Origin of the sequence: Xanthomonas sp. WHRI 8932A, assembly GCF_035012785.1 — a bacterium.
Taxonomy (GTDB): domain Bacteria; phylum Pseudomonadota; class Gammaproteobacteria; order Xanthomonadales; family Xanthomonadaceae; genus Xanthomonas.
Genome location: NZ_JAYGQQ010000010.1, coordinates 72,737 through 96,273, shown reverse-complemented (window position 1 = coordinate 96,273; position 23,537 = coordinate 72,737). Strand labels below are relative to the sequence as shown.

Below are 23,537 nucleotides of genomic sequence, written 5' to 3'. Positions count from 1 at the left end.
TGCGGTCCGCGTGCCGGCTCATGCCATCAACACCGGTGCTGCCGGCTGCAGATGGCCCAGCCCGAACACCTCCGCCGTCGTATGTGGCGCCGCTGCGTCGTCCTGCGGCTCCAGCACCGCCCAGACATTGGCCTGCAGCAAGGGCGCCACCCGGAACGATTCCTGCTGCGGCAGGATCTGCACGCACAGCGCGCCCAGCGCGTTGCAGTACAAACGCGCACGCAGATGCTGGCGCCAGATCGGCCGCGCTTGCAGCGGCGTCTCCAATGCCACGCGCAGGCCGCGCTCGTCCGGCATGCCCAGTAATCCGCGCAAGGCCGGTTCGACAAAAAACCGGAGCCCGGCCGCGCTGGCCATTGGATTGCCCGGCAAGCCCACGTACAACACGCCGTCGGTAAACCGTGCCAGCAACACCGGTTTGCCCGGTCGCACGGCGACCTTGTGAAACAGCAGGCACGCTGCGTGCCGTGCCAGTGCATCGGGCACAAAGTCATAGCGACCGCGCGACACCGCACCCGTACTCAAGATCACGTCGGCGCCAGCGTTGCGCGCCTGTGCAAGTGCGGCGTCGAACGCCGCATCGTCGTCACCCACCTGCCCTTGCCACACCAGGTGCGCGCCCGCTGCGTGCACCTGGCTGCGCAGATAGCTGCTGGTGCCATCGCGGATCTGTCCGGGTTGCAGCGGTTGCGTGGGGTCGCTGATCAACTCGCGGCCGGTCGCGATCAGCGCAACCCGTGGTCGCCGCACGACCCGAACTTGCGCGCATCCCAGACCGGCCAGCAACATCAAATGCGCACCACGCAGCACGGTACCCGCAGCGATCACGACATCATCCAGGCGAACATCTTCCCCACGGCAGCGAATGTGCTGCCCCGCACACACATCCGCACGAAGCCGGATGCGGCTGGGGCGTGCGTCGTGGTGGGCAAGAACATCTACCTGCTCGATCGGCACCACCGCATCGGCATGCGCAGGTACGCCAGCACCGGTCATGATCTCCCACGCCGCACCCAACTCCGCCGCACCGGCATCTGTCCCTGCTGCGACCGTGCCCGCCACCACATGCTCGCTGCCTGCTGCAGCACCAAGCCCCTGTGTGGCGATGGCAAACCCATCCATGGCGCTGTTATCGAATGGTGGCAGTTCGGCCGGGCTCGACAACGCCTGCGCAAGTACACGGCCCTCGGCATCGGCGCTGTCCACCCACTCGCTGGCTAGCGTGGCGACCTGCTGGTGCACGATGGCAAATGCTTCGGCGTAGCTGATCATGAGCAATGCGATGCCGACCGGTGGATGACCTGGCTAGGATACCGGCCTGCAGCGTGGCCGGTACAGCGTGGGCAGTGGCGTTCTGGTAGCGCCACAACCTGGGCGTCGCGATCGATCTGCCCCTAGAGCGCGCTGGTTGGCAATCGGGCGTCTATCCTCAGCAATGCCCTGGTCCTGCTGACCGTAAGCACCGGCGATGTGCCGCAGCGGATCAAACATCGTCGCCTGGATGGCATTGACTGAGGAGTGGCTGGCGGAGCCTCTGAGTGTCGACTGCACAAACAGGCATCGACTGAAGGATCAACGCCCGTGCAGTGCGTGATCTGCAGTGCAGTTCCACCTGGAGTACAGCGCAGTGCCAGAGAAAGATGCTGAAGCCGCATCTCCGTACCCCATGCTCATTCGCAGGCGTTGTAGCGCGACGGCGTGATTCGCTTGGCACAGCAACCAGCTGGTAACTGGACGCATGGCGTAGCCGTTTCCGTCACGTCTTGCCAACCGTGCGCACAGCCTTCTTCGCTGCTGCTTTGCCAGCATTTGCCGAACTGCCTGCCGGCGTGCGCGTTGCATTTTTCTTTTTCGCTACCGCTACCGTAACGGACTGCTTCGCAGCGCGCTTTGAACCGCTTTTCGCCGCCGTCTTGGCTGCCGGTCTGCGCACTGGCGTTTTTTTCGTCGGCCCACGTTTGCGCGTCGTCGATGCGGTTTCATCGCTCGCCATGGTCTCGGCGATCGCGTCCGGTACCCGCACGTTGATCCAGGTAGGCGCGTGATCGCTGGCCTTTTCCAGCGCTCGCACCCATTTGTCTACGCCCGCATCCTGCAAGCCGGCCGCCAATGCGCGATTGAGCAGCAGATGATCGATACGCAGCCCGCGATCACGCGCAAAATGCTGGCGAAAATAATCCCAGAACGTATAGATCGACGCATCGCCATGCACCGCCAGCAGACTATCGGTCCAGCCCTGCTCCAGCAGCGCCTGGTACGCCTGCCGGCTCTCCGGTTGCAGCAATGCATCCTTACGCCAGCCCTTGGGGTCGTAGATGTCCGCATCGGTCGGAACGACGTTGAAGTCGCCGATCAAGGCCACCGGATGCGGCAACTCCACCAACGTCTTTGCATGCCGGATAAGACGCTGAAACCAGGCGAGCTTGTAATCGAATTTCGGACCAGGCTGCGGGTTGCCGTTGGGCAGATACAGACAGGCCACCACCACCCCATGAATCGCCGCTTCCAGATAGCGGCTCTGAGTGTCGCTCGGGTCCCAGGGCAGGCCACGGCGAATCTCGACAGGGTCGGCGCCGCGCGCCAACAAGGCAACGCCATTCCAGGCGCGCTGCCCCTGCCAGATCACACCGTAGCCAGCATCGCGAACCGCCTGCTCCGGAAACGCCTCTTGTGTGGCTTTCAGCTCCTGCAGACCCACAATATCCGGCTGCTCGCGTGTGAGCCATTCCAGCAGGTGCGGCAACCGGCTGGCGATTCCGTTGACGTTGAAGGTGGCGATCTTGCGTGTGGTGCTTGCCATGGATTGCCAGCTTGTTGCGCGCTCGATGAACTCGCAGCATGGCGGCGGTCACATGAAGGCGATGCCCAAGCGAGGTGAAGCTGCCGCGCAGGCATGCGCAGGCGCACACGCCTCGCTGCACGCGCCCAACCACGACAGGCAAGGCATCAAGCCAGGCATGCGAGAAGGTGCCAGTTTCGCCTCTACCGGTCTGCTACCACGCCTGGAAGACCGGCGTTTGGCGATGCGGTCGCACACACAACCATACGATGCCCCCGCACGCACCACGCACCGCACCGCGTTTCACCGAATTGAAATCGGATGCGTGCATCACGAACATGCAGCGGGATGAAGACGAAACCAGCGCCGAGGCAGTGCTGACGCAGCGCCGCTTTCAATCACGCAAGACATGCACATCGATCGATAGGTCGCACCAGCTCATGCGCTATCGCCCGCGATTGGCAACCGAGCAGCGGCGATCTCACGCCCCGGGATCTGCTGGTCCCAGCTGATTGGCGGCCAGAATTTCATCGATCCGTTTAACAATCTGCGCGGCCTCTTCCTGCGACTGGGCACCAGCAGTAATTTTTTCGGCACGTGCGTGGAACACGTCCCAAAAATCGTCCGGATGCTGGCTGCGAATCTCAGGCAAGTGTTCTGCCAGCTGTTTCAACTGCGCATCGATATCGGGTGTCATCAAGATCTCCTTCTGTAGCCAAACGCGGTTGATAAGACGTGGCGAAGAATGCTCAGGGGAATTCGGACAGCGCATAACTTGCGCGTTGACGCGAACACGCAAATTCCAGAGACCGTCCGCATCTGCCTGACGAACATCCAACGCAAGACCATTCCGCTACGCTACCGCCGCCTGGGTGAGCCTGATGACAATGCAGCAGGCAACGTCATCGGCGGAACGAAAATCCGCAGTGCTACGCACGTGCCAGCGCTGCAATCTCGCGTGGGAAATCTGCGCGCTGGCAACCCAGGCAGTGATTGGTCGTGGTTCCCAGCCACTTGCGCGCTCCGGCCAGCAGCGTCGGGTTGTTGTTGAGCTCGTGATTGAACGCAAGGTCCAGCCACTTCGCGATGCTGATCGATCTGCTGCAGTTGATCGCCGGAAGCGTGCCGCAGAATTTCTGCGCCAGGTGCGGGCCACACCTGCAGAAGACTTCGTACAGTCATCGCCAAGATGGCGTTGTAAAGGGTTCTTCGACACCGCGCTCGAAGGCCAGAGGATCGGCCTGAATACGCTCGATTCCCACCGTCAGCCGCTGCACATCAAACCCCCGATGTTTGCGCGACAATGGCGCCATGAGCAGCCATGACCTCTCCCCCGCCGATGCGCGTGCACGCGCCCTGCAAGGCGCCTTATTGATCGATATCCGGCACCTGCATGAGCGCGCCAGCGGCCAGGCCGAAGGTGCGTTGGCGATTGCGCAACACGATCTTGAAACCGCACCCACCCAGCATCTGCCCGACCAAGCAGGCGAAATCCTGTTGATCTGCCAGAGTGGCAAACGCTCCGCGCACACGGCAGAGGTCTTGCGTGCACAGGGATACACCCAGGTTGCATCGGTACTGGGCGGGACCACTGCATGGATGAGCGATGGCCTGCCGTTGGTGCGCCCGACACTGCCGGCTGACGAACAGGATTTTCTTGAGCGCTATTCGCGGCATCTGCGCTTGCCGCAGGTCGGCCTGCAAGGCCAGCAGCGGCTGGCACGTGCGCGCGTGCTGCTGATCGGCGCTGGCGGGCTGGGCTCGCCGGCTGCGTTTTATCTCGCTGCCGCAGGCGTCGGCCACCTGCGCCTGGCCGACGACGATGTCGTCGACCGCAGCAATCTGCAGCGCCAGATCCTGCACACCGAAGACAGCGTCGGCACTGCCAAGGTCGACTCGGCGGCGCAGCGCATCGGCGCGCTCAATCCGCGCGTGCACGTCGAGGCGGTGCAGACACGCGTGACCGCCGACAACGTGGAAGCGTTGTTGCAGGATGTCGATGTCGTGGTCGATGGCGCCGACAACTTTGCGGCGCGATATTTACTCAATGATGCCTGCGTCAAAATCGGCAAGCCACTGGTCTACGGCGCGGTGCAACAGTTCGAAGGCCAGGTCAGCGTGTTCGATGCCGGCCGCCATCGCGGGCAGGCGCCGTGCTACCGCTGCCTGTTCCCCGAGCCGCCGCCGCCGGAATTTGCGCCCAGCTGCGCGGAAGCCGGCGTGCTCGGCGTGCTGCCGGGCGTGATCGGGCTATTGCAGGCCACCGAAGCGCTCAAGTTGCTGCTTGGCATCGGCGACAGCCTGAGCGGCCGCCTGCTCAGCTTCGACGCGCTGTCGATGCGGTTTCGCGAGATCCGCCTGCCGCCCGATCCGCACTGCCCGGTGTGCGCGCCGGGTGTCGCATTTCCCGGCTATGCGGACTACGCGTCCTTTTGCGGCAGCGCAGTCGGCTGAGCGCAGCTTTCGAAGCGGCATTGCAGCTCTGCAACCTCCGATCAGCGCTTTGATCGCGCTAGCGGCGCAGATCCGCCGGCGCGACTTGGCGGCCAATCAACGTCGGTTGACGCGCTAACGCGTTGAGCGAACCCACCTCAGGCGCCTGCGTACCACAGCTGCTTTCGCAGCGCGGCTAAGCCAAGCGGCACACGTTCTCCGCAACGCTTACTCCTTGCCCTCGCGACAGCAGTGTCGCCGCGCAGACGAGTCATTTAGAGCAGCTAGTCAAACGACGTTGCAGCCGCCAGGCAGGGCGGCCCGTGCTCGGAATCACTCGTACACACCGATTCTGAGCGCGCCGTCCATACCCACTTGACGACTGCTCACCACGTTGAGTGAGCCGCTCTTGGTCATATGCCTACAGCGCGTACGGAATCACCCGCACGATCTCGCCCGCCTCGAAGCGACGCGCCTGCTCCGGCAGGACGATCAGGGCATTGCTGTCGGCCGCGCCACGCAGCAGATGCGAAGCGTCGCCACGATGCGGCTGCGCGCTCAGACGTCCGTCGGTGCCACATTCCAATCGGCCGCGCAGGAATTCCAGACGCTCGTGACGTTTTTCCCAGGGACTGGCCAGCGCGGCGTGCCACACCGGGCGCGGCTCGCTGCGCCCCTGCAACCCGTCCAGCAACGGCACACCGTAGGCGATCAGCGTTGCCAGGACAGACACCGGATTACCCGGCAGCCCCAACACCAGGCAGCGCCCGATCTGCCCCAACACCGCCGGCATGCCCGGACGCATACGCACACGCCAGAAATGGATCTGCCCCAATTCCTGGATCAGTCCCGGCAGATAATCCTTTTCGCCAGCCGACACACCGCCGCAGGTAATCACCACATCGAAGGCGGCCGCCGCATCTTCCAGCATGGTGCGGATGCGCTGCGGATCGTCCGGCAAGGTCGGCCACGCGGTCGGCGCATAGCCCAGCGCCCGCAGCTGCGCCATCAGCATGTCGCGGTTGCTGTTGTAGATCTGGCCGGGGCCGAGCGGCATGCCCGGCTCCACCAACTCATCGCCAGTGGCCAGCACCGCGATGGTCGGCCGCGGTGCCACCGCCAGTCGCGACATGCCCAGCGCCGCAGCCAGCCCGATACGCGCGGGAGTCAGCACCTGCCCGGTCTGGATCACCAGATCGCCTGCACGCACATCGCTGCCGGCCAAGCGCACCGATGCACCCGCGCTGGGTGTGGACCGGATGGTGACCACGCCGTCGCGTTCTTCGGTGTCTTCCTTGGGTACCACGGTGTCGGCCCCTGCCGGAAGCGGAGCACCGGTGGTGATGCGCAGGCATTGCCCTTCGGCCAGCGTGCCGCCCCACTGCTCGCCGGCAAACTGCTCGCCGACAAGCTGCAAGCGCGTCTGCGCGCCAGCCAGATCGGCATGCCGCAATGCAAAGCCATCCATCGCACTGTTGGCGAATGGCGGCAACGCCAGTGGCGCGATCAGATCGGCAGCGCAGATGCGGCCATCGGCACGCGCGGTGGCAATGTTTTCGTCGGGCGGACGATTGGCACCGGCGACGGCGTGCAGAATCTGCAACGCCTGCGCGTAAGCAATACGGGTGGGATAGTCGTTCATGGCATCAAGGATACCAGCGTGCCATCACTGCTCGGGGCCTACCCCGTAGGCCTGTCTGCCGCGTGCCGGCGCATTACCCGCCGCTCGCTAGCCAACACATGCTGCTGCAATCCATCGATGCCACGGCGCCTAGGCGCCATGGCATACCGCAAAGACTTACTTGCCTTTGACGTGCCGCATCAAACGCCGCTTGCGCGCAACCTGACGGTCCGAAAGCGTGTTCTTCTTGCCCTCGTACGGATTGGAGCCTTCGCGGAAGATGAAACGCACCGGCGTCCCCACCAGCTTGAAGCGCTTGCGGAAGAAGTTTTCCAGATAGCGCTTGTAGGATTCCGGCAGCACCTTCAATCGCGTGCCGTGCACGATAAACGTCGGCGGATTTGCGCCACCCGGATGCACATAGCGCAACTTCGAGACGTGGCCACGAATGCTCGGCGGCGGATTGGTTTCGTAGGCAATTTCCAGTGCCTGATTCACTTCGCTGGTGCTGAACTCATGCGTGGCCGATGCATGCGCACGATGGATCGCCTGGAACAGCTCGCGCATGCCCGAGCCATGCAACGCGGAAATCCGCACCGCTTCGGCCCAGCTGACAAAGCCCAGCTTGCGCGACAACAGGTCTTCGGCCTGCGCACGCTGATAGTCGCTCTGTCCATCCCACTTATTGATCGCTACGACCAGCGCACGGCCAGCGTCCAGGATTGCACCAAGAATGGTCGCGTCCTGATCGGTGACGCCTTCGCCGGCATCGAGCATCAGCACTGCGACCTGGCATTGTTCGATCGCCTGCAGCGTCTTGAACGCGCTGAATTTCTCCACCGCCTCTTCGACCTTGCCCCTGCGACGCAGGCCTGCCGTGTCGATCAAACGGTATTGGCGACCGTCGCGATCCATATCCACGGCGATCGAGTCGCGCGTGGTGCCCGGCACTTCCGAGGCGATCATGCGCTCTTCGCCAAGCAGGCGATTGACCAGCGTCGACTTGCCCACGTTCGGGCGACCGACAAAGGCGATACGCACGCGTGCCGGATCGGTATCCAGCAACTCGCCGGCACCTTCCGCAGGCAGACGGGCACCGACTTCCTCAAGCAGTTCGTCGATCCCCTGCCGATGCGCAGCAGACAGTGCGACCACATCGGAGAAGCCGTAGCGCGCAAATTCCGAGCGCACGGTCTCTTCGTCGGTGCCATCGATCTTGTTGATGACCAACACGGTCGGCCGCGCCAGCTTGCGCAACCAGGCCAGGATTTCGTCGTCCAGCGATGAGGCGCCTTCGCGGCCATCGACCACGAACAGCACCAGATCCGCCTCGCCTGCGGCAGCGCGTGCCTGACGCGCAGTCGCACCGGCCAGGCCTTCCTCGTCGCCGGCGATACCACCGGTATCGACAACGATGAAGGGGCGCTCCTCGTCGAGACGGCAGACGCCGTAGTTACGGTCGCGGGTGACGCCCGGCTGGTCATGGACCAGCGCGTCACGGGTGCGCGTCAGCGCATTGAAAATGGTGGACTTGCCGACATTGGGCCGTCCAACCAGGGCGACCAGGGGCAGCATCGCAAGGTCCTTATTGTGCCAACCGGAAGGCGGTGAGATCGCCGTCGGTGTTTTGTACCAGCAGAATGCCATCGACGACTATCGGCTGCGCCAGCAGCGTGTCGCGTCCAGCGCGAGCGCGCGCGGCCAGTGCACCATCACTGAGTTTCAGCCAGTGCAGATAACCCTTGTAATCGCCAACCACGGCGTAATCGCCCTGGATGGCCACACCGGTCAGGGAGCGGCGCGCCAAGGCAGCCTGCGACCACATCGCCGCACCGCTGCTCTTGTCCAGGCCCCACACCGAACCGGCGTTGTCGGACACCACCACCATGGCGGACGACACACCAACGCCACCGGCGCCGCCGTGATCGCGCGTCCACAGCGGACGGCCGCTCGGGCCTTCCAGCGCGAGCGTTTCGTTCTTGAAGCTGGTGGCATACAGCGTGGTGCCATCCACCACCGGTGCGCCGTCCACGTCGGACATGCGCTCCAGCTCGGTGCGACCTTCCGGCACGCCGATGGCCTGCTCCCACAACGGGCGGCCATCCTGCAGCGCCAGCGCACTCAAGGTGCCGCTATCGTTGCCGACGAACACCACGCCCGGGCCGGTCACGATCGGCGCATTGCCGCGCACTGACAGGGTCGGGCCTTCCTCGGCATGGAACCAGCGACGCTCGCCGGTCGCCGCATCGAAGGCGCTGACGCGACCGTCGTTGCTACGCACCAGTACCAGACTCTGTGCAATGGCAGGCGCGGCGATCACTTCGTTGGGTACCTTGGCGCGCCACTTTTCGGTGCCGTCGGCCTGGTTCAACGCAATCACATCGCCAGACAGCGTCCCGATCACCACAAGGCCTTCGCCAACACCGGGACCGCCGGAGAGGCGCTGCTTGAACTTGCGATCGTTACGCTCTTCTTTCTTGGGCTTGTATTCCCACACGCGCTTGCCGGTCTGCAGGTCCAGCGCCTGCACGCCGCCGGTGATCGCCGAGGCGTACACCTTGCCATCGGCCACGGCCGGGCGCTGACGCACACCAATGTGCCCTTCACCCTTGCCGATGCCGGTGGACCAGATCTTGTCGACCTTGACCGACGGTTCGAACTTGACCAGCTCGGCAGGCTCCTGCGCCTTCTTGGCAGCAGCATCCTTACCGGCAAACCAGCCCTTGACCGTGCTGCAACCCGCCAACGACATACCCATCAGGGCGATCAACGCAATGCGCTTGTACATGGTGTCCTGCTTCATCAAATCTGCTCCGCCGGATCGGGCACTTTGCCGCCCACATCCATCAGCTTGGTTTCCAGCAACCGGCGCTGCGGCGAGGCCACATCTACCGTGGTCAATGCCTTGGCGTACAGCGCACGCGCCTCATCGGCCTTGCCCTGCGCGACCAGCGCGTCGGCGCGGATCTCCAGGCTGGTGTGATCCTGCGCATCGGCCAACAGCTTGATCGCCTCGTCCGGCTTGCCGCTCTCGGTCAGCACGCGTGCCAGACGCTGCTGCACGATTTGCTTGAGCTCGCCTTGTGCAGGCACGTCGCGCAGCGTCTTGATCGCTTCGGCATTCTTGCCGGCATCGACCTGCGCCTTGGCCAGACGTAGCGCCGCCAGCTCGGCATAGATGCCGCCCTTGCCGTCGTCGAGCGCCACGATGTCCTTGGCCGCCTTGTCCAGGTCCTTGCCCTGGATCGACTTCACCACCGCCTCGTAACGCGCGTTGGCTTCAACCAATTCGGTGGTGGTGTGCTTCTGCCACCACTGCCAGCCCAGGATCAGGGCCAGTCCGAGCAGGACGCCGCCCACCAGTCCCGCGCCATTCTTTCTCAACCAGGAACGAACGCGTTCGCCTTGTTCGTGTTCGTCCAGCAGATCGTCGATCGCCATGCGTACTCTCGCTCCGTCATCCCGGAGGCGCGGAACATCAAAAGGGAAAAATGAAAAACCGCAGTCCGCTTCACTCGGAAGCAGGTACCACGGAGCCGTCGGAGGATACCGCAAAACGGGCCACGTTAGCGCGCTGGAACGGTTTCACATCGACGATACTGCCGCCTTGCTGAACCTCTACCGCCGACGCATTGCCCAGCACGATGCGGCCCACCTGACCCGGCGAATAGCTGCGACGCTCACCGGCACGGATCAGTGTTTTTTCGACTGCGCTGCCATCCGGCGCCAGGATCTGCACCCAGCTGTCGCCACTGAAACTCAACGACAGACTTTTGCCAGCATCCGCCACTGCCGGTAATGCCTCGGCTTCGGGCGTTGCGCGCGGCACCGGGGTCATCGACGCAATGTACGGCGCCGGCTGCTCGCGCGGCGCTGCGGCCGGTTGCGCTGAAGTGTTACCGGCCGTGCCTGTCTTCGCTGCGACCGGCATGCTGTCCAGCGACACCGTGCTCGGCGACCTGCCGTCCAGATGCGAGCGTGTCGCATACCAGACCGGTACCGCAAACACACCGGTGATGACGACATACATCGCCTTGCGCGCGGTACTTTCGAAAATGCGGCGCGCACGCGGCGTGTGGGTATGGCTGACCAGCTTCACCGGTTCGATCGGTGCGATGCTGGCTTGCTGCAGCGACGGCTCCAGATCGATATGCAGCAGCCGCGCATAACTGCGCAACTGACCGCGCACAAAAACCGGAGCGCCCAGGCGCTGCCAGTCTTCCTGCTCCAGCGACCGCACCACATGCGCCGGCATGCGCAGCTTGCCGGCGACATCGTCGATGCTCAGGCCTGCCGCTTCGCGCGCGTCGCGTAACTGCGGCCCGCAGCCCTTTTCCTGCTCGAAAGGGTTCGGATTGGAATCACTGATCACAATGCATTGGCCCCGGGGTTAGCGGTCGCTGCGTCAGGAAATTCCTTGACCAACCGCTGTTGGTAACGGCTGGCAGCTACCTTGTCGCCTAGCCCTTGCTCAATCTGAATGGCGAGTTGTAACACGGAAGCCGTTACCGGTGCAGCCGCAAGCCGCCGTTCGATAAAAGCACGTGCTTCAAAATAATTGCGCCGTCCGGCCTCCAGCCGCGCCATCGACTCCAACGCATAGGGATTACTCGGATCCAGTTCGAGCGCTTTGCGTAAATCGCTTGCCGCGCGCTCGGGCTGCCCCGCCTTGAGTGCGCAACCACCTGCATTGCCGAGTGCGGACGCAGGCGATGCGTAGGTGCGGTCGGCCAATGCGCGATCGAACCAGATCAGCGATTCAGCAGGCGACCCATTGGCGCATACCCACGCGCCATAATTGTTCAACACATCTCCGCGCTGCGGCGCCAGTTCGGCGGCGCGGCGATAGGATGCGCCCGAACCGGCGACATCGCCGCGGCCACCCTGGATCAGGGCCAACATGCCGATGGCGTCCACCGATTGCGGATCTTTCTTCAACGCGGCGCGGATCTGCTCTTCGGCGCCGGCATAGTCGCCGGTCTGCATCCGGTTACTGGCCAGGCCGAGCTTTTCCTGCACCGCCAGACGATCCTTGGTGGCCTTGTTGTCGCGGAACGAATACACCGGCGCGACTTCTTCCACGCGCTTGGCCGAACCGGCCTTGGCATTGCGACCACCGCAGCCGACCGCGCATAACGCGATCGCCACGGCCGCCATTAACGCAAGTTCACGCTGCCGCATCTCGATCGGCCTGCCCTTCCAATGTGCGGCGGAATTCCGCCTGGCGACGGGTGCGGTCCATGACCTGCCCCTTGAGCTGCCCGCACGCCGCATCGATGTCGTCGCCACGCGTACGGCGAACCATCGTCAGCACCTGCGCGTCGAGCAGAATCTTCTGGAATGCGCGAATTTCCGTCTCGCCAGAGCGCTCGTAGCGCGTACCGGGGAACGGGTTGAACGGGATCAGATTGACCTTGCCGGCGTCCTTGGACTGCACCGTATTGTCGAACTGACGCATCAGCCTGGCCAACTGGCGCGCATGCTCCGGCTGGTCGTTGATGCCCTTCATCAAGGTGTATTCGAAGGTCACCGAGTCACGTTTCTTGTTGCCACGCAGGTAGCGCGCGCAGGACTCCATCAACTCGGCGATCGGGTACTTCTTGTTCAACGGCACCAGGCTCTCGCGCAGCGTGTCATTGGCGGCGTGCAACGAAACCGCCAGCGAGACATCGCTTTCGGTGGACAGCCGGTCGATCATCGGGACCAGGCCTGAGGTCGACAAGGTCACCCGCTTGCTGGCCAGGCCGTAGCCCAGATCGTCGCGCATCACGCTCATCGCGCGCACGACGTTATCGAAATTCATCAACGGCTCGCCCATCCCCATCATCACCACGTTGGTGAGGCGGCGCTGCTGGTGCGGCACGTTACCCAGATGGCGCGCCGCCACCCAGACCTGCCCAACGATCTCGGCAGTGGTGAGGTTGCGATTGAAGCCCTGGGTGGCGGTCGAACAAAACGTGCAATTCAACCCGCAACCGACCTGGGAGGACACGCACAGCGTGCCGCGGCCCTTGTCGGGGATGTAGACGGTTTCGATGGCGTTCTTGCCGTCGGTGCCCATGGCCAGCAGCCATTTGTGGGTTCCGTCGGTAGACGGCTTGTCGAAGACGACATTTGGAACCAGTACCTCGGCATGCTGGTGCAACTTCGCACGCAATGCCTTGCCGAGGTCGGTCATCTGGTCGAAATCGGTGACGTAGCGGTGGTGAATCCACTTCATCACCTGATGGGCGCGGTAACGCGCTTCGCCGAGCGTGTCGGCAAAGAAGCGCTCCAATCCCTCGCGATCGAGGTCGAGCAAATTCTGCTTGCGCAGTTCCGGGGAACGGACGGGAACGTCCTGCAACACGGATGGGATCACAACCTCATTCACGATTCGACTCTCTCGGCCTCAGCGCGAGACCACTTCGGTGGCGGCAAAGAAATACGCGACTTCGTTGGCGGCGTTCTCGACCGAATCCGAGCCGTGTGCGGCATTGGCATCGATCGAATCGGCGAAGTCGGCGCGGATGGTACCCGGCGCAGCGTCCTTGGGATTGGTCGCGCCCAGCAGGTCGCGGTGTGCGGCAACGGCGTTTTCGCCTTCCAGCGCCTGGATCATCACCGGGCCGGAGATCATGAACTCGACCAGCGCGTTGAAGAACGGACGCTCGCGGTGCACGGCGTAGAAGCCTTCGGCTTCACGACGCGACAGCTGCTTGTACTTGGCGGCCACGACCTTCAGGCCAGCCTTCTCGAAGCGGCTGTAAATTTCACCGATGACGTTCTTGGCGACGGCGTCGGGCTTGATGATGGACAGGGTGCGCTCCAGCGCCATGGGAAGTTCTCCGTTGGGCGGGCCACTAAAGACCCGAGGTTATCATGAAAAAAACCCGCGTCAAAACGCGGGCTTAGGCTTCTTTGCGATAGCCAATTCTATCTCTTCGCCACCGTGTTTGCACACCGCCCCCTGAATCGTGCTGCATTGCCGCATGACCTGCCCGCAACCAAACCCGTAGACTCAAACAATCGTTTGATTGAGTCCGACCCCAGCGCATGCCCAAGCCCGCCCACTTCTCCACCAAGGACCGCATCCTCGGTGCCGCCGAGGAGCTGTTCGCCCAGCACGGGTTTGCCGGCACCTCGCTGCGGCAGCTGACCACCCAGGCCGACGTCAACATCGCCGCGGTCAACTACCACTTCGGCTCCAAGGAAAACCTGGTCAACGAGGTGTTCCGCCGTCGCATGGACGAAATGACCGCTGCGCGCCTGCAACAGCTGGAGGCAGCAAAGAAATCGCAGCCGGGCGAGCTCACCGCGGTGCTGGCCGCCTTCGTCGAGCCGGCGCTGGCGATGGCACAGGACCGCCAGAACGGCGGCGCCTTCGTGCGGGTGATCGCACGCGCCTACGCGGAAAAGAACGACAACCTGCGCAAATTCCTGTCCGACCATTACGGCCATGTTCTGCGCGAATTCGGCAAGGCCATCGCCGGCTGCGTGCCGGGCCTGAGCAAGGAAGAGCTGTATTGGCGGCTGGATTTTCTAGCCGGTGCGCTCACCTATGCCATGGCCGACTTCGGGCTGATCAAGCGCCCGGCCGGCGTCAGCGAGGCCGACCATCGTGCGCGTGCCGCGCGCGAACTCATTCGTTTCGCGGAACCTGGTTTCCGCGCTCATTCCACACCGTAAACGCTCCACCAAGAGGCTAATTGCTATGTCCAATCCGTTGCTAGTTCGTCGCGCCGCCGTGCTCGGTGCCGGCGTCATGGGCGCGCAGATCGCCGCGCACCTCACCAATGCCGGCGTCGACACCGTGCTGTTCGACCTGCCTGCCAAGGAAGGTCCGGCCGACGGCGTCGTGCTCAAGGCCATCGCCAATCTCGGCAAGCTCAGCCCTGCCCCGCTCGCCAGCAAGGCGTTGGCCGAGGCGATCACGCCGGCCAACTACGAGAGCGGCCTGGAACAGTTGCGCGATTGCGACCTGATCATCGAAGCGATCGCCGAGCGGATGGACTGGAAGCAGGACCTTTACAAGAAGATCGCCCCGTATGTGGCCGATCACGCTGTACTTGCCTCCAATACGTCGGGCCTGGGCATCAACAAGCTCTCCGACGTGCTGCCCGAGCAATTGCGCCACCGTTTCTGCGGCGTGCATTTCTTCAACCCGCCGCGCTATATGCACCTGGCGGAGCTGATCCCGGCCAAGTGCACCGACAAAGCCGTGCTGGAAGGCCTGGAAGCGTTCCTGGTCACCACGCTCGGCAAGGGTGTGGTGTACGCCAAGGACACCCCGAACTTCATCGGCAACCGCATTGGCGTGTTCTCGATCCTGTCCACCATCCATCACACGCAGGAGTTCGGCCTGGGCTTCGATGAAGTGGACGGCCTGACCGGCCCGCTGGTCGGCCGCCCGAAGTCGGCGACCTACCGCACCTCGGACGTCGTCGGCCTGGACACCATGGCGCATGTGATCAAGACCATGGGCGACACGCTGCCGGACGACCCGTGGCACCAGTATTTCAAGTCGCCGAAGTGGCTGGACGCACTGATCGCCAAGGGCGCGCTGGGCCAGAAGGTCGGCGCCGGTATCTTCCGCAAGGTCGGCAAGGACATCGTGGTGCTGGACCTGCAGAAGCAGGATTACCGCGCCGCTGATCGCACTGCCGCACCGGAAGTGGTCGAGATCCTCAAGATCAAGAACCCGGCCGAGAAGTTCGCCAAGTTGCGTGAGAGCCAGCACCCGCAGGCACAGTTCCTGTGGGCGACGTTCCGCGACCTGTTCCACTACAGCGCCTATCACCTGGCCGACATCGCCGAGACCGCGCGCGATGTGGATCTGGCGATCCGCTGGGGCTACGGCTGGTCGCTGGGGCCGTTCGAAACCTGGCAGGCCGCTGGCTGGAAGCAGGTGGCGCAGTGGATTGCCGAAGACATTTCCAACGGCAAGAGCATGAGCAGCGCGCCGTTGCCGAATTGGGTGTTCGATGGCCGCGACGGCGTGCATGGTGCCGAAGGCTCGTACAGCCCGGCGCACGACGCCAAGCTGCCGCGCTCCGCCTTGCCGGTCTACAAGCGCCAGCGCTTCCCCGATCCGCTGTTGGGCGAACAATTCTCGCCGGGCGAGACCGTGTTCGAAAACGACGGCGTGCGCATGTGGCATGACGGCGACGACATCGCGGTGGTGAGCTTCAAGACCAAGATGAACACCGTGTCCGACCATGTGCTCAACGGCTTGCAGGACGTGGTTGGCCGCGCCGAGAAGGACTTCGCCGGTCTGGTGATCTGGCAGCAGAAGGAGCCCTTCTCCGCCGGTGCCGATCTGGCCGGCGCGCTGGGCCTGTTGCAGGCCGGCAAGGTGGACGCGTTCGAAGCGCTGGTCGCCAACTTCCAGGCAACCAGCCAGCGCATCAAGTATGCGCAGGTGCCGGTGATTTCGGCCGTGCGCGGCCTGGCACTGGGCGGTGGTTGCGAGTTCCAGATGCACAGCGCCAAGACCGTTGCATCGCTGGAAAGCTATATCGGCCTGGTCGAAGCCGGCGTCGGCCTGCTGCCGGCCGGCGGCGGGTTGAAGGAGATCGCGGTGCGCGCCTCGATCGCCGCAGGTCCGGGCGGCGACGTGTTCGCCGAACTGAAGAAGACCTTCGAAACCATCGCGATGGCCAAGGTCTCCAACTCGGCGGTCAACGCCCAGGAACTGGGCCTGTTGCGCGCTACCGACAAGATCGTGTTCAACAGCTTCGAGGCGCTGCACATCGCCAAGGCCGAAGCACGTGCACTGGCAGAAGGCGGCTACCGCGCCCCGCTGCCGGCACGTCGCATCCAGGTCGCCGGCGACGTCGGTATCGCCACCTTCAAGATGCTGCTGGTCAACATGCTGGAAGGCCGTTTCATCAGTGAATACGACTATGAAATTGCCACCCGCATCGCCACGGTGATGTGCGGCGGCGAAGTCGATCGCGGCGCGCTGGTGGACGAAGAATGGCTCCTCAAGCTGGAGCGCAAGCACTTCGTCGAACTGGCCCAGCAGGAAAAAACCCAGGCGCGCATCGGCCACATGCTCAAGACGGGCAAGCCGTTGAGGAACTGAGATTCGTGATTCGGGATTGGGGATTCGTAACAGCGGCTCCCCTGCCCTCCAACATTCTCGCTTCCACCAAATTCATCCGCCGGGCAGGACACATTCGGTCATCGGGATTCGCTTTGACAAATCCCGAATATCGAATCCCCAATCCCGGCTATCGGAGATAGCCATGAGCAAGCAGATTCAAGAAGCCTACATCGTTGCCGCCACTCGTACGCCGGTCGGCAAGGCGCCGAAGGGCGTGTTCCGCAACACCCGTCCTGACGACATGCTGGCGCACGTGCTGCGTGCGGTGGTGGCGCAGGCGCCGGGCATCGATCTGTCGCGGATCGACGACGCCATCATCGGCTGCGCGATGCCCGAGGGCGAGCAAGGCATGAACGTGGCGCGCATCGGCGTGCTGCTGGCCGGCCTGCCCAATACCGTGGCTGGTCAGACCATCAACCGCTTCTGTTCGTCCGGCATCCAGGCCGTGGCGATGGCGGCCGACCAGATCCGCCTGGGCAATGCCGACCTGATGCTGGCCGGCGGCACCGAGTCGATGTCGATGGTGCCGATGATGGGCAACAAGGTGGCGATGTCGCCGAACGTCTTCGCCGACGACCACGTGGCCATTGCCTATGGCATGGGCATCACCGCTGAGAAAGTCGCCGAAGAATGGAAGGTCTCGCGCGAAGATCAGGACGCGTTCGCGCTGGCCTCGCATCAGAAGGCGATTGCGGCCATTGCCGCAGGCGAGTTCCGCGATGAAATCACCACGTACGAAATCCTCTCGCACCAGCCCGACCTGGCCGGCAACGTCATCGCGCTGCGCAAGCGCCTGGTCGACACCGATGAAGGCCCGCGTCCGGACAGTTCGCTGGAAGGTCTGGCCAAGCTGCGCCCGGTGTTCCGTAACGGGCAATTCGGCGGTAGCGTCACGGCGGGCAACTCCTCGCAGATGAGCGACGGCGCCGGCGCGGTGCTACTGGCCTCCGAGCAGGCGATCAAGGATTACGGGCTGACCCCGCTTGCGCGGTTTGTCAGCTTCTCGGTGGCAGGCGTGCGCCCGGAAGTGATGGGCATCGGCCCGATCGCGGCAATTCCCAAGGCACTCAAGCAGGCCGGCCTGACCAAGGACCAGATCGACTGGATCGAACTCAACGAAGCCTTCGCCGCACAGGCGTTGGCGGTGATCCGCGACAGCGGGCTGGACCCGTCCAAGGTCAATCCGCTGGGTGGCGCGATCGCACTCGGTCATCCGCTCGGTGCGACCGGCGCGATCCGTGCGGCCACGCTGGTGCACGGCCTGCGTCGTCGTCAGCAAAAGTACGGCATGGTCACCATGTGCATCGGCACCGGCATGGGTGCGGCGGGCATTATCGAAGCGCTGTAAGTCGTTTTCATTCGGGATCGGCCACCGCGCCGATCTCGCGAACGCGATGAAGAGCCGACTGAAGGCGTGCGTGAGCACGCTTTCTTTCTGGGCGGCTGAAAACCGCCGTCGGCCGGATTTGCATCGCATGCGGATTCGCTTGCCCCAGTCGATGCACCCGGTGAACGCAGCGCTTACGCGCCCGTGCGCACGTTGAGCAGCCGCTGTTGGCGCGATCGTGGGAACTACCGCACAAACCAGGCCGCACATCCCGACAGGATCGCCGCGCGCAATGCGCAGCGCCGCTGGCAGAAACCAACGCCCGCGCAGTTCAATCGCTATAAAAATCTTGCGGACAACGTGGCGGTCTAGCGTGCCACCAGCCACTGGCCTGCACGCGCACCGGCAAACATCAGCGCCAGCCCGGCCACCAGCGTCACCGCCAGATACACGCCAATCATGGTGGAGCGATCGGTGCGTGCGAATACCAGGCATTCCATCATCAGCGACGAAAAGGTGGTCAGCCCGCCCATCACGCCGACGATCAGCAGCGCCCGCAGCGGCCAACTCGACGGACCGCGCGCGTCCAGCCAGACCAGCAGCACGCCGGCGACGAACGAGCCGAGCAGATTCACCGTCAACGTTCCCCACGGAAAGCCGGCGCCAAAGCGCTGCAGCAGCGCTGCACCGATCGTAAAACGCAGCCCGGAGCCCAATGCGCCGCCGGTCATCGCCAACAATAATTGCTGCCACCACACCGGTGCGTTCATGGACGTACTCCGCAACCGCCCAGTGGGGTCTTCGAAAAAAACGTATGCGCGTTCGGCATCATCAATCCTGAGTCGAGAAGCGATGCCGGGGCACGGGCCTGCCGCCCCGGCGGGGGTGGACAGGCATCATCAGCGCGCAGACTGCGAGCGGTTCAAGGAGGAATGCCATCTCCCGTATCGCCGATTATGCCGTGGGCTTTCCAGCCTTGTCAGCCCGCGCCTGCGCACGCGCTTCGCGCAGCCGGTCGAGCTTTTCCTTGAGCTTGATTTCCAGTCCACGCGGCACCGGCTTGTAATACACCTGCTCGCCCATCGCGTCCGGAAAGCCGGTCTGGTCGAGCGCGATGCCGCCCTCGGCATCGTGGTCGTATTGATAGTCCTGGCCGTAACCGAGCGTCTTCATCAGCTTGGTCGGCGCATTACGCAGATGCAGCGGCACCTCTTGCGTGCCGGTGGCGCGCACCTCGGCCTTGGCTTGATTGAAGGCCGCGTAGCCTGCGTTGGATTTAGCGGTGCTGGCCAGGTACAGCACCAACTGTGCGAACGCCAGCTCGCCTTCCGGGCTGCCCAGGCGCTCGTAAATATCCCAGGCTTCCAGCGCCATGCTTTGCGCGCGCGGGTCGGCCAGACCGATATCCTCGATCGCCATGCGGGTCAGCCGCCGCGCCAGATAGGCCGGGTCGCAGCCGCCGTCGAGCATGCGGGTGAGCCAGTACAACGCCGCATCCGGATTGGAGCTGCGCACCGATTTATGCAGTGCCGAGATCTGGTCGTAGAACTGTTCGCCGTTCTTGTCGAAACGGCGGGTGCGGTCGGCCAGCACCTGCAGCAGCGTCTGCGGCGTGATCTCCCCGCCCTCGCCGCCTGCCAGCTCGGCGGCAATTTCCAGCAGGGTCAACGCACGCCGCACATCGCCATCGGCGGCGCTGGCGATTTCCAGGAGCGACGCATCGCTGACCTGGATCGTCTCCTGTCCCAGCCCGCGCTCGGAATCGTGCAATGCGCGTTGCAGCGCTTCGACAATGTCCTGCGGCGACACCGATTCGAGCACATGCACGCGGCAACGCGACAGCAACGCGGAGTTCAATTCGAACGACGGATTTTCCGTGGTCGCGCCGACGAACAGGATGGTGCCGCGCTCGATGTGCGGCAAAAATGCATCCTGCTGCGCCTTGTTGAAGCGATGCACCTCATCGACGAACAACACCGTGCGTCGGCCGCTGGCAAACCGTTGCGCGGCCTCGGCCAGCACTTGGCGGACTTCGGGCAGCCCCGACAACACGGCGGAAATCGCCTTGAACTCGGCATCCGCGTAGTGCGCCAGCAGCAAGGCAAGCGTGGTCTTGCCGCATCCTGGTGGGCCCCACAGGATCATCGAATGCACGCGACCCGATTCCACCGCGCGGCGCAGTGCGCTGTCGGGCGTCAACAAGCGTTTTTGGCCGACCATTTCGTCCAGCGTCCGCGGACGCATGCGCTCTGCAAGCGGGCGCAGATGGTCTGCGTCCACGCTAAGCAGATCGGCGGTGCTATCGATGGTGGATCTGGTTCGTGCCACGCCCCATTCTATCGCGCCGGGGCGTTAGCGCATTGCAGCGGTGAGCTGCCGCGCGAAAGCGGCAGATCTCTCACGTTTCGGAAGGCGACCGCAGCGACGATGCTGGTTGGCGAGCGCATCTGGATCACAGAAGGCACAACGCAAGACGCCTCCCCGTAGGAAGGCGTCTGCAATATTGCCTCAACGCATCTGCTGGCAAGCTGCAACGTGCAGCCTTGCATCCCGAGTGAATCGGTCGCCGTCAATCGGGCATGACCTTACTGCGCGTCGCCCACCACATCCACCCCCTTGGCCGGGGTGTAGCGGAAGGTGTCGGCCGCAAACGCGGGGTTGCGCTTCCAGCCGCTGAAGCTGATCGCGGTGCGCTGACCCACCGCATCGACCACTTCCATCTTGGCCAGGCCGTCCTTGCTGAAGCCGAGCGAGGCCATCTGGAAGCTGGCTTCGGTATCGACCTTGGGCGTCAACGACAGCCACTGCAGGCCGTCACGCGGCGCGGCTTCTTCGCTGACGTCGTATTGCTTGTCCAGACGCGCGGGGTCGATCAACGCCACCAGCGGGCTGTTCTGCTCTTCGTTGCCCTGCGCGCGCACGGTGACCTGCTCCAGGTCGGGGTCAAACACCCACACCTTCTTGCCGTCGGCCACGATCAATTGCTTGTAAGGCTTGGCGTATTCCCAACGGAACAGACGCGGCGCCGACAATGCCACCCGCCCGCTCGAACGCTCCTTGACCCGGCCGTTGGCATCGGCGACCTGCTGATCGAACTGCCCATCCAGGCCCTTCAGGCCGCGGGTGAACGTGTCCAGCTCCTGGCGCGCACCGGCAAACGCGGTGCCGGCAAACAGAGCGGTGGCGAGGACGGCATAACGGAGCTGGCGATGCATCGCGGTCTTCCAGAAAGGAGTACGCCAATTCTGAAGCTTCATAGATGAATGGGCGAGCGCTATTGCACGGACGCGTTCATGCAGCGGCAGCGGGTTGCCTCAATCATTGGTCTGCACCTTGGACAGATCGCCGTAAACGATCTGCCCACGAAAGCCGCGTCGCACCTGCTGATACAACTCGCGAAACGCGCGGTAATCCTGCGGCTGGCATAAGGCCTGCGGCCCGTGCACCGCCGCACGTTGCAGGCGATGGACCGCAGTGACCGTCTGTCCCTGGCGCGACCAGTCCACCACGTATTCGCCAGCCGCATTGCGAAACTTGCTGCTACGCGGGATGGCAATGATCGGCACCGTCTCGGGGAAGGTCACCACGTAGGTTTCCTCACGCACGCTGTCGTTGCAGTAGAACGGAGTCAGATTGTCTTCGGCCGAGGTAGTGGCGTAGATCCCGCGCGTCGATTCGGCCCCTGGCATGTCCGGCAAGGTCATGCCGCCGACCACCGAAAAATCCACCGCATCGTTGGCCTGGAAGCTGTAGCGATAGTTGAACGGCGTTTCCAGATCCAGTGGATCGCCCTGAATCAGCAGATCGCCGGTCCCGACGAAACCGGACTGGGCAATGATCGACTCCTCGATACGGTTACGGTTCTGCGCATTGAGTTGTACGAACATCGCGCGCAAGCCCACTTCGCCGGTCTGCCCGCTGTCCAGGGTCGTCAGGCCCTGCAATCCGCCCTGCGGCGTGAAGCGGTACTCGGTCCGGGCGACGTAGCGGTTGACCTTGCGATCGTTCGGCGGGGTCTGGGTGACCTTGCCGTCGCGCGTATGCACCACCGGCGCGCCAAGATCGCCGGCCGGCAGCTGGCCGAAGCGCGCGTAGGGGTTGGTCGAATCGACGTAAAGATCGAAGGCCGGGATGTAGGTGATGGCGTGATTGAAGCGCCCGAGCACCGGGATTGCCGGCAATGTCGGCCCGCCCTCCGCGCCGATCAGCACCGGTGTGCTGGCGATGCCCTTGGCCGCCAGCAGCGCTTCCAGAATCACGGTGTGATCCTTGCAGTCGCCATAGTGATTGGCCAGGATGCTGTCGGCACTGTTGGGCTCCAGGCCGCCATTGCCCAGATACACCGCCACGTAGCGGATATTGCGCGCGACCCAGGCATACAACGCCGCCGCCTGCGCACGCGGCTCATCGATTCCCTTGGTCACCTGGTCGGCCAATACCTGGATCGCGGGTGTGACCGTAGCGGCGCGCCCACCCTTGACGTGATACGCCAGGCCCATCTGCGACCAACTGTCGAAGGTGCTGGCCATCAGCGTGGGGCTGAATTCCCAGGTCGCCGCGCTCCAGTTCTGGTTCTTCATCGGCGTGGCGCGCTGGTAGCGCCATTCCCAGCGCGCCTGATCGCCACGCACCACCGGCTTGGTGCTGCCCTGCAGACCACGTGCGGACAGATGCATCGGCAGCGACTTGGGCGCAACCAAGGTGACCACTGCATCGTCGTACTGCGCGAACACGCTGAAGGTTTCCCACAGACTGAAATAACCTGGGAAGTAAGGCGTGTTCTGCGCGCGTCGCACGCGATAGACGATGCGCGCACCCGGCGCCAGGTTCGGGAACACCACTACCTTGACCTTGCGGTCGGCGTACATCGCCGCCGAAGCGCTGGAATAGCTTTCCTGGGTGTAGATCTTGTCGGCCGCCACGTCCTGGCGCAGCCCTTCGGCGGTGACGGTGTACGCCTCCAGCACTTCGAGCGTCTCCATCTTTTCGCTATAGCTCAACCGCACCTGGCTGAACTGCTCCACCGCCGACTTGGTCTTGAGCAGGATTTCGTACTCGTCGGTTTCCACACTGCTGGCATCGGCGCGCACTTCGTAGTCGGCGCGGTAGCGCACAAAGCTGTAGTTGGTATCGGCCTGGGTCCGCGTCGCCGCCGCGGCAGGCGCGGGGCGCTGTTGCGCCTGGGCGAGCAGCGGGGCGCAGATCAACAATACGAGCAACAACACAGGACGACGCAGCATGGGTCTCGATCACGACGGGCCGGAGCGGCCGCTGTCCGATAGGGTAGCCG

The 23,537-nt window shown here is 63.8% G+C and carries 20 protein-coding genes, 1 other RNA gene and 1 riboswitch; of the genes, 6 read left to right on the top strand and 15 right to left on the bottom strand.

The window, feature by feature from the left end; genetic code table 11:
- Nucleotides 1-18 precede the first annotated feature (18 nt).
- From VC212_RS16980 to VC212_RS16970, 3 genes are all read right to left on the bottom strand, one after another.
- Nucleotides 19-1,272: a molybdopterin molybdotransferase MoeA gene (locus tag VC212_RS16980; protein WP_115553799.1), complete on the bottom strand. Its 1,254-nt coding sequence runs from the start codon at nt 1,270-1,272 to the stop codon at nt 19-21.
- Nucleotides 1,273-1,756: 484 nt separating this feature from the next.
- Nucleotides 1,757-2,800 (bottom strand): exodeoxyribonuclease III, encoded by a 1,044-nt coding sequence (xth, locus tag VC212_RS16975; RefSeq protein WP_115553798.1) that lies wholly within the window; start codon nt 2,798-2,800, stop codon nt 1,757-1,759.
- Between the two features lie 460 nt (nt 2,801-3,260).
- Nucleotides 3,261-3,476 carry a hypothetical protein gene (locus tag VC212_RS16970; RefSeq protein WP_055854346.1) on the bottom strand — a complete coding sequence of 72 codons (216 nt, stop codon included), beginning with the start codon at nt 3,474-3,476 and terminating at the stop codon, nt 3,261-3,263.
- Nucleotides 3,477-3,660: 184 nt separating this feature from the next.
- On the opposite strand from VC212_RS16970, the gene VC212_RS16965 reads away from it, so the two are divergent.
- From VC212_RS16965 to VC212_RS16955, 3 genes are all read left to right on the top strand, one after another.
- On the top strand, nt 3,661-4,104 hold the full coding sequence (locus VC212_RS16965) for a hypothetical protein (protein WP_323526441.1): 444 nt from the start codon (nt 3,661-3,663) through the stop codon (nt 4,102-4,104).
- Nucleotides 4,091-5,233, top strand: a complete 1,143-nt coding sequence (gene moeB, locus VC212_RS16960; RefSeq protein ID WP_323526440.1) for a molybdopterin-synthase adenylyltransferase MoeB — start codon at nt 4,091-4,093, stop codon at nt 5,231-5,233. The genes VC212_RS16965 and moeB overlap by 14 nt, the downstream gene beginning before the upstream one ends.
- A 307-nt stretch (nt 5,234-5,540) precedes the next feature.
- Nucleotides 5,541-5,617: non-coding RNA, sX9 sRNA (locus VC212_RS16955), on the top strand.
- Nucleotides 5,618-5,633: 16 nt separating this feature from the next.
- On the opposite strand, the gene glp is transcribed toward VC212_RS16955, so the two are convergent.
- The 8 genes from glp to ndk form a co-directional block, all read right to left on the bottom strand.
- The gene (gene glp, locus VC212_RS16950) at nt 5,634-6,854 is read right to left on the bottom strand and encodes a gephyrin-like molybdotransferase Glp (protein WP_323526439.1); all 1,221 of its coding nucleotides are present in this window, start codon (nt 6,852-6,854) and stop codon (nt 5,634-5,636) included.
- Nucleotides 6,855-7,010: 156 nt separating this feature from the next.
- Complete coding sequence (der, locus tag VC212_RS16945) at nt 7,011-8,408, bottom strand: ribosome biogenesis GTPase Der (RefSeq protein WP_115527763.1); 1,398 nt, start codon at nt 8,406-8,408, stop codon at nt 7,011-7,013.
- 10 nt (nt 8,409-8,418) lie between these two features.
- A complete protein-coding gene (bamB, locus tag VC212_RS16940; RefSeq protein WP_055854354.1) occupies nt 8,419-9,636 on the bottom strand; it encodes an outer membrane protein assembly factor BamB in 1,218 nt (405 codons plus the stop codon).
- On the bottom strand, nt 9,636-10,274 hold the full coding sequence (locus VC212_RS16935; RefSeq protein ID WP_055854356.1) for a tetratricopeptide repeat protein: 639 nt from the start codon (nt 10,272-10,274) through the stop codon (nt 9,636-9,638). Before VC212_RS16935 ends, bamB begins: the two co-directional genes overlap by 1 nt.
- Nucleotides 10,275-10,344: 70 nt before the next feature.
- A complete protein-coding gene (locus VC212_RS16930) occupies nt 10,345-11,205 on the bottom strand; it encodes a helix-turn-helix domain-containing protein (protein WP_055854359.1) in 861 nt (286 codons plus the stop codon).
- The gene (gene pilW, locus VC212_RS16925; protein WP_055854362.1) at nt 11,202-11,990 is read right to left on the bottom strand and encodes a type IV pilus biogenesis/stability protein PilW; all 789 of its coding nucleotides are present in this window, start codon (nt 11,988-11,990) and stop codon (nt 11,202-11,204) included. Before pilW ends, VC212_RS16930 begins: the two co-directional genes overlap by 4 nt.
- Before the next feature lie 10 nt (nt 11,991-12,000).
- Entirely contained in the window at nt 12,001-13,206 is a 1,206-nt protein-coding gene (rlmN, locus tag VC212_RS16920; RefSeq protein WP_055854364.1) for a 23S rRNA (adenine(2503)-C(2))-methyltransferase RlmN, read from the bottom strand.
- 18 nt (nt 13,207-13,224) lie between these two features.
- Entirely contained in the window at nt 13,225-13,650 is a 426-nt protein-coding gene (gene ndk, locus VC212_RS16915) for a nucleoside-diphosphate kinase (RefSeq protein WP_002812972.1), read from the bottom strand.
- Between the two features lie 218 nt (nt 13,651-13,868).
- On the opposite strand from ndk, the gene VC212_RS16910 reads away from it, so the two are divergent.
- From VC212_RS16910 to VC212_RS16900, 3 genes are all read left to right on the top strand, one after another.
- Nucleotides 13,869-14,501, top strand: coding sequence for a TetR/AcrR family transcriptional regulator (locus VC212_RS16910; RefSeq protein WP_007963815.1), 633 nt, complete (start codon nt 13,869-13,871; stop codon nt 14,499-14,501).
- 25 nt (nt 14,502-14,526) lie between these two features.
- The gene (locus VC212_RS16905) at nt 14,527-16,899 is read left to right on the top strand and encodes a 3-hydroxyacyl-CoA dehydrogenase/enoyl-CoA hydratase family protein (RefSeq protein ID WP_055854366.1); all 2,373 of its coding nucleotides are present in this window, start codon (nt 14,527-14,529) and stop codon (nt 16,897-16,899) included.
- A gap of 163 nt (nt 16,900-17,062) precedes the next feature.
- A complete protein-coding gene (locus VC212_RS16900; protein ID WP_323526438.1) occupies nt 17,063-18,268 on the top strand; it encodes an acetyl-CoA C-acyltransferase in 1,206 nt (401 codons plus the stop codon).
- 347 nt (nt 18,269-18,615) lie between these two features.
- On the opposite strand, the gene crcB is transcribed toward VC212_RS16900, so the two are convergent.
- The 4 genes from crcB to VC212_RS16880 form a co-directional block, all read right to left on the bottom strand.
- On the bottom strand, nt 18,616-19,017 hold the full coding sequence (gene crcB / locus VC212_RS16895; protein WP_055854372.1) for a fluoride efflux transporter CrcB: 402 nt from the start codon (nt 19,015-19,017) through the stop codon (nt 18,616-18,618).
- Between the two features lie 113 nt (nt 19,018-19,130).
- Nucleotides 19,131-19,199, bottom strand: a riboswitch (Fluoride riboswitch).
- A 2-nt stretch (nt 19,200-19,201) separates the two neighbouring features.
- A complete protein-coding gene (locus VC212_RS16890; RefSeq protein WP_193553216.1) occupies nt 19,202-20,491 on the bottom strand; it encodes a replication-associated recombination protein A in 1,290 nt (429 codons plus the stop codon).
- A gap of 341 nt (nt 20,492-20,832) precedes the next feature.
- A complete protein-coding gene (lolA, locus tag VC212_RS16885) occupies nt 20,833-21,504 on the bottom strand; it encodes an outer membrane lipoprotein chaperone LolA (RefSeq protein WP_323526437.1) in 672 nt (223 codons plus the stop codon).
- Nucleotides 21,505-21,561: 57 nt separating this feature from the next.
- Nucleotides 21,562-23,487 (bottom strand): DUF3857 and transglutaminase domain-containing protein, encoded by a 1,926-nt coding sequence (locus VC212_RS16880; RefSeq protein ID WP_323526435.1) that lies wholly within the window; start codon nt 23,485-23,487, stop codon nt 21,562-21,564.
- Nucleotides 23,488-23,537 lie beyond the last annotated feature (50 nt).

Bases quoted from the DNA above. Each gene is read 5' to 3' on its own strand.
- VC212_RS16980 (WP_115553799.1), bottom strand. From the start codon at position 1,272: ATGATCAGCTACGCCGAAGCATTTGCCATCGTGCACCAGCAGGTCGCC.
- xth (WP_115553798.1), bottom strand. From the start codon at position 2,800: ATGGCAAGCACCACACGCAAGATCGCCACCTTCAACGTCAACGGAATC.
- VC212_RS16970 (WP_055854346.1), bottom strand. From the start codon at position 3,476: ATGACACCCGATATCGATGCGCAGTTGAAACAGCTGGCAGAACACTTG.
- VC212_RS16965 (WP_323526441.1), top strand. From the start codon at position 3,661: ATGACAATGCAGCAGGCAACGTCATCGGCGGAACGAAAATCCGCAGTG.
- moeB (WP_323526440.1), top strand. From the start codon at position 4,091: ATGAGCAGCCATGACCTCTCCCCCGCCGATGCGCGTGCACGCGCCCTG.
- glp (WP_323526439.1), bottom strand. From the start codon at position 6,854: ATGAACGACTATCCCACCCGTATTGCTTACGCGCAGGCGTTGCAGATT.
- der (WP_115527763.1), bottom strand. From the start codon at position 8,408: ATGCTGCCCCTGGTCGCCCTGGTTGGACGGCCCAATGTCGGCAAGTCC.
- bamB (WP_055854354.1), bottom strand. From the start codon at position 9,636: ATGAAGCAGGACACCATGTACAAGCGCATTGCGTTGATCGCCCTGATG.
- VC212_RS16935 (WP_055854356.1), bottom strand. From the start codon at position 10,274: ATGGCGATCGACGATCTGCTGGACGAACACGAACAAGGCGAACGCGTT.
- pilW (WP_055854362.1), bottom strand. From the start codon at position 11,990: ATGGCGGCCGTGGCGATCGCGTTATGCGCGGTCGGCTGCGGTGGTCGC.
- ndk (WP_002812972.1), bottom strand. From the start codon at position 13,650: ATGGCGCTGGAGCGCACCCTGTCCATCATCAAGCCCGACGCCGTCGCC.
- VC212_RS16910 (WP_007963815.1), top strand. From the start codon at position 13,869: ATGCCCAAGCCCGCCCACTTCTCCACCAAGGACCGCATCCTCGGTGCC.
- VC212_RS16905 (WP_055854366.1), top strand. From the start codon at position 14,527: ATGTCCAATCCGTTGCTAGTTCGTCGCGCCGCCGTGCTCGGTGCCGGC.
- VC212_RS16900 (WP_323526438.1), top strand. From the start codon at position 17,063: ATGAGCAAGCAGATTCAAGAAGCCTACATCGTTGCCGCCACTCGTACG.
- crcB (WP_055854372.1), bottom strand. From the start codon at position 19,017: ATGAACGCACCGGTGTGGTGGCAGCAATTATTGTTGGCGATGACCGGC.
- VC212_RS16890 (WP_193553216.1), bottom strand. From the start codon at position 20,491: ATGCGTCCGCGGACGCTGGACGAAATGGTCGGCCAAAAACGCTTGTTG.
- lolA (WP_323526437.1), bottom strand. From the start codon at position 21,504: ATGAAGCTTCAGAATTGGCGTACTCCTTTCTGGAAGACCGCGATGCAT.
- VC212_RS16880 (WP_323526435.1), bottom strand. From the start codon at position 23,487: ATGCTGCGTCGTCCTGTGTTGTTGCTCGTATTGTTGATCTGCGCCCCG.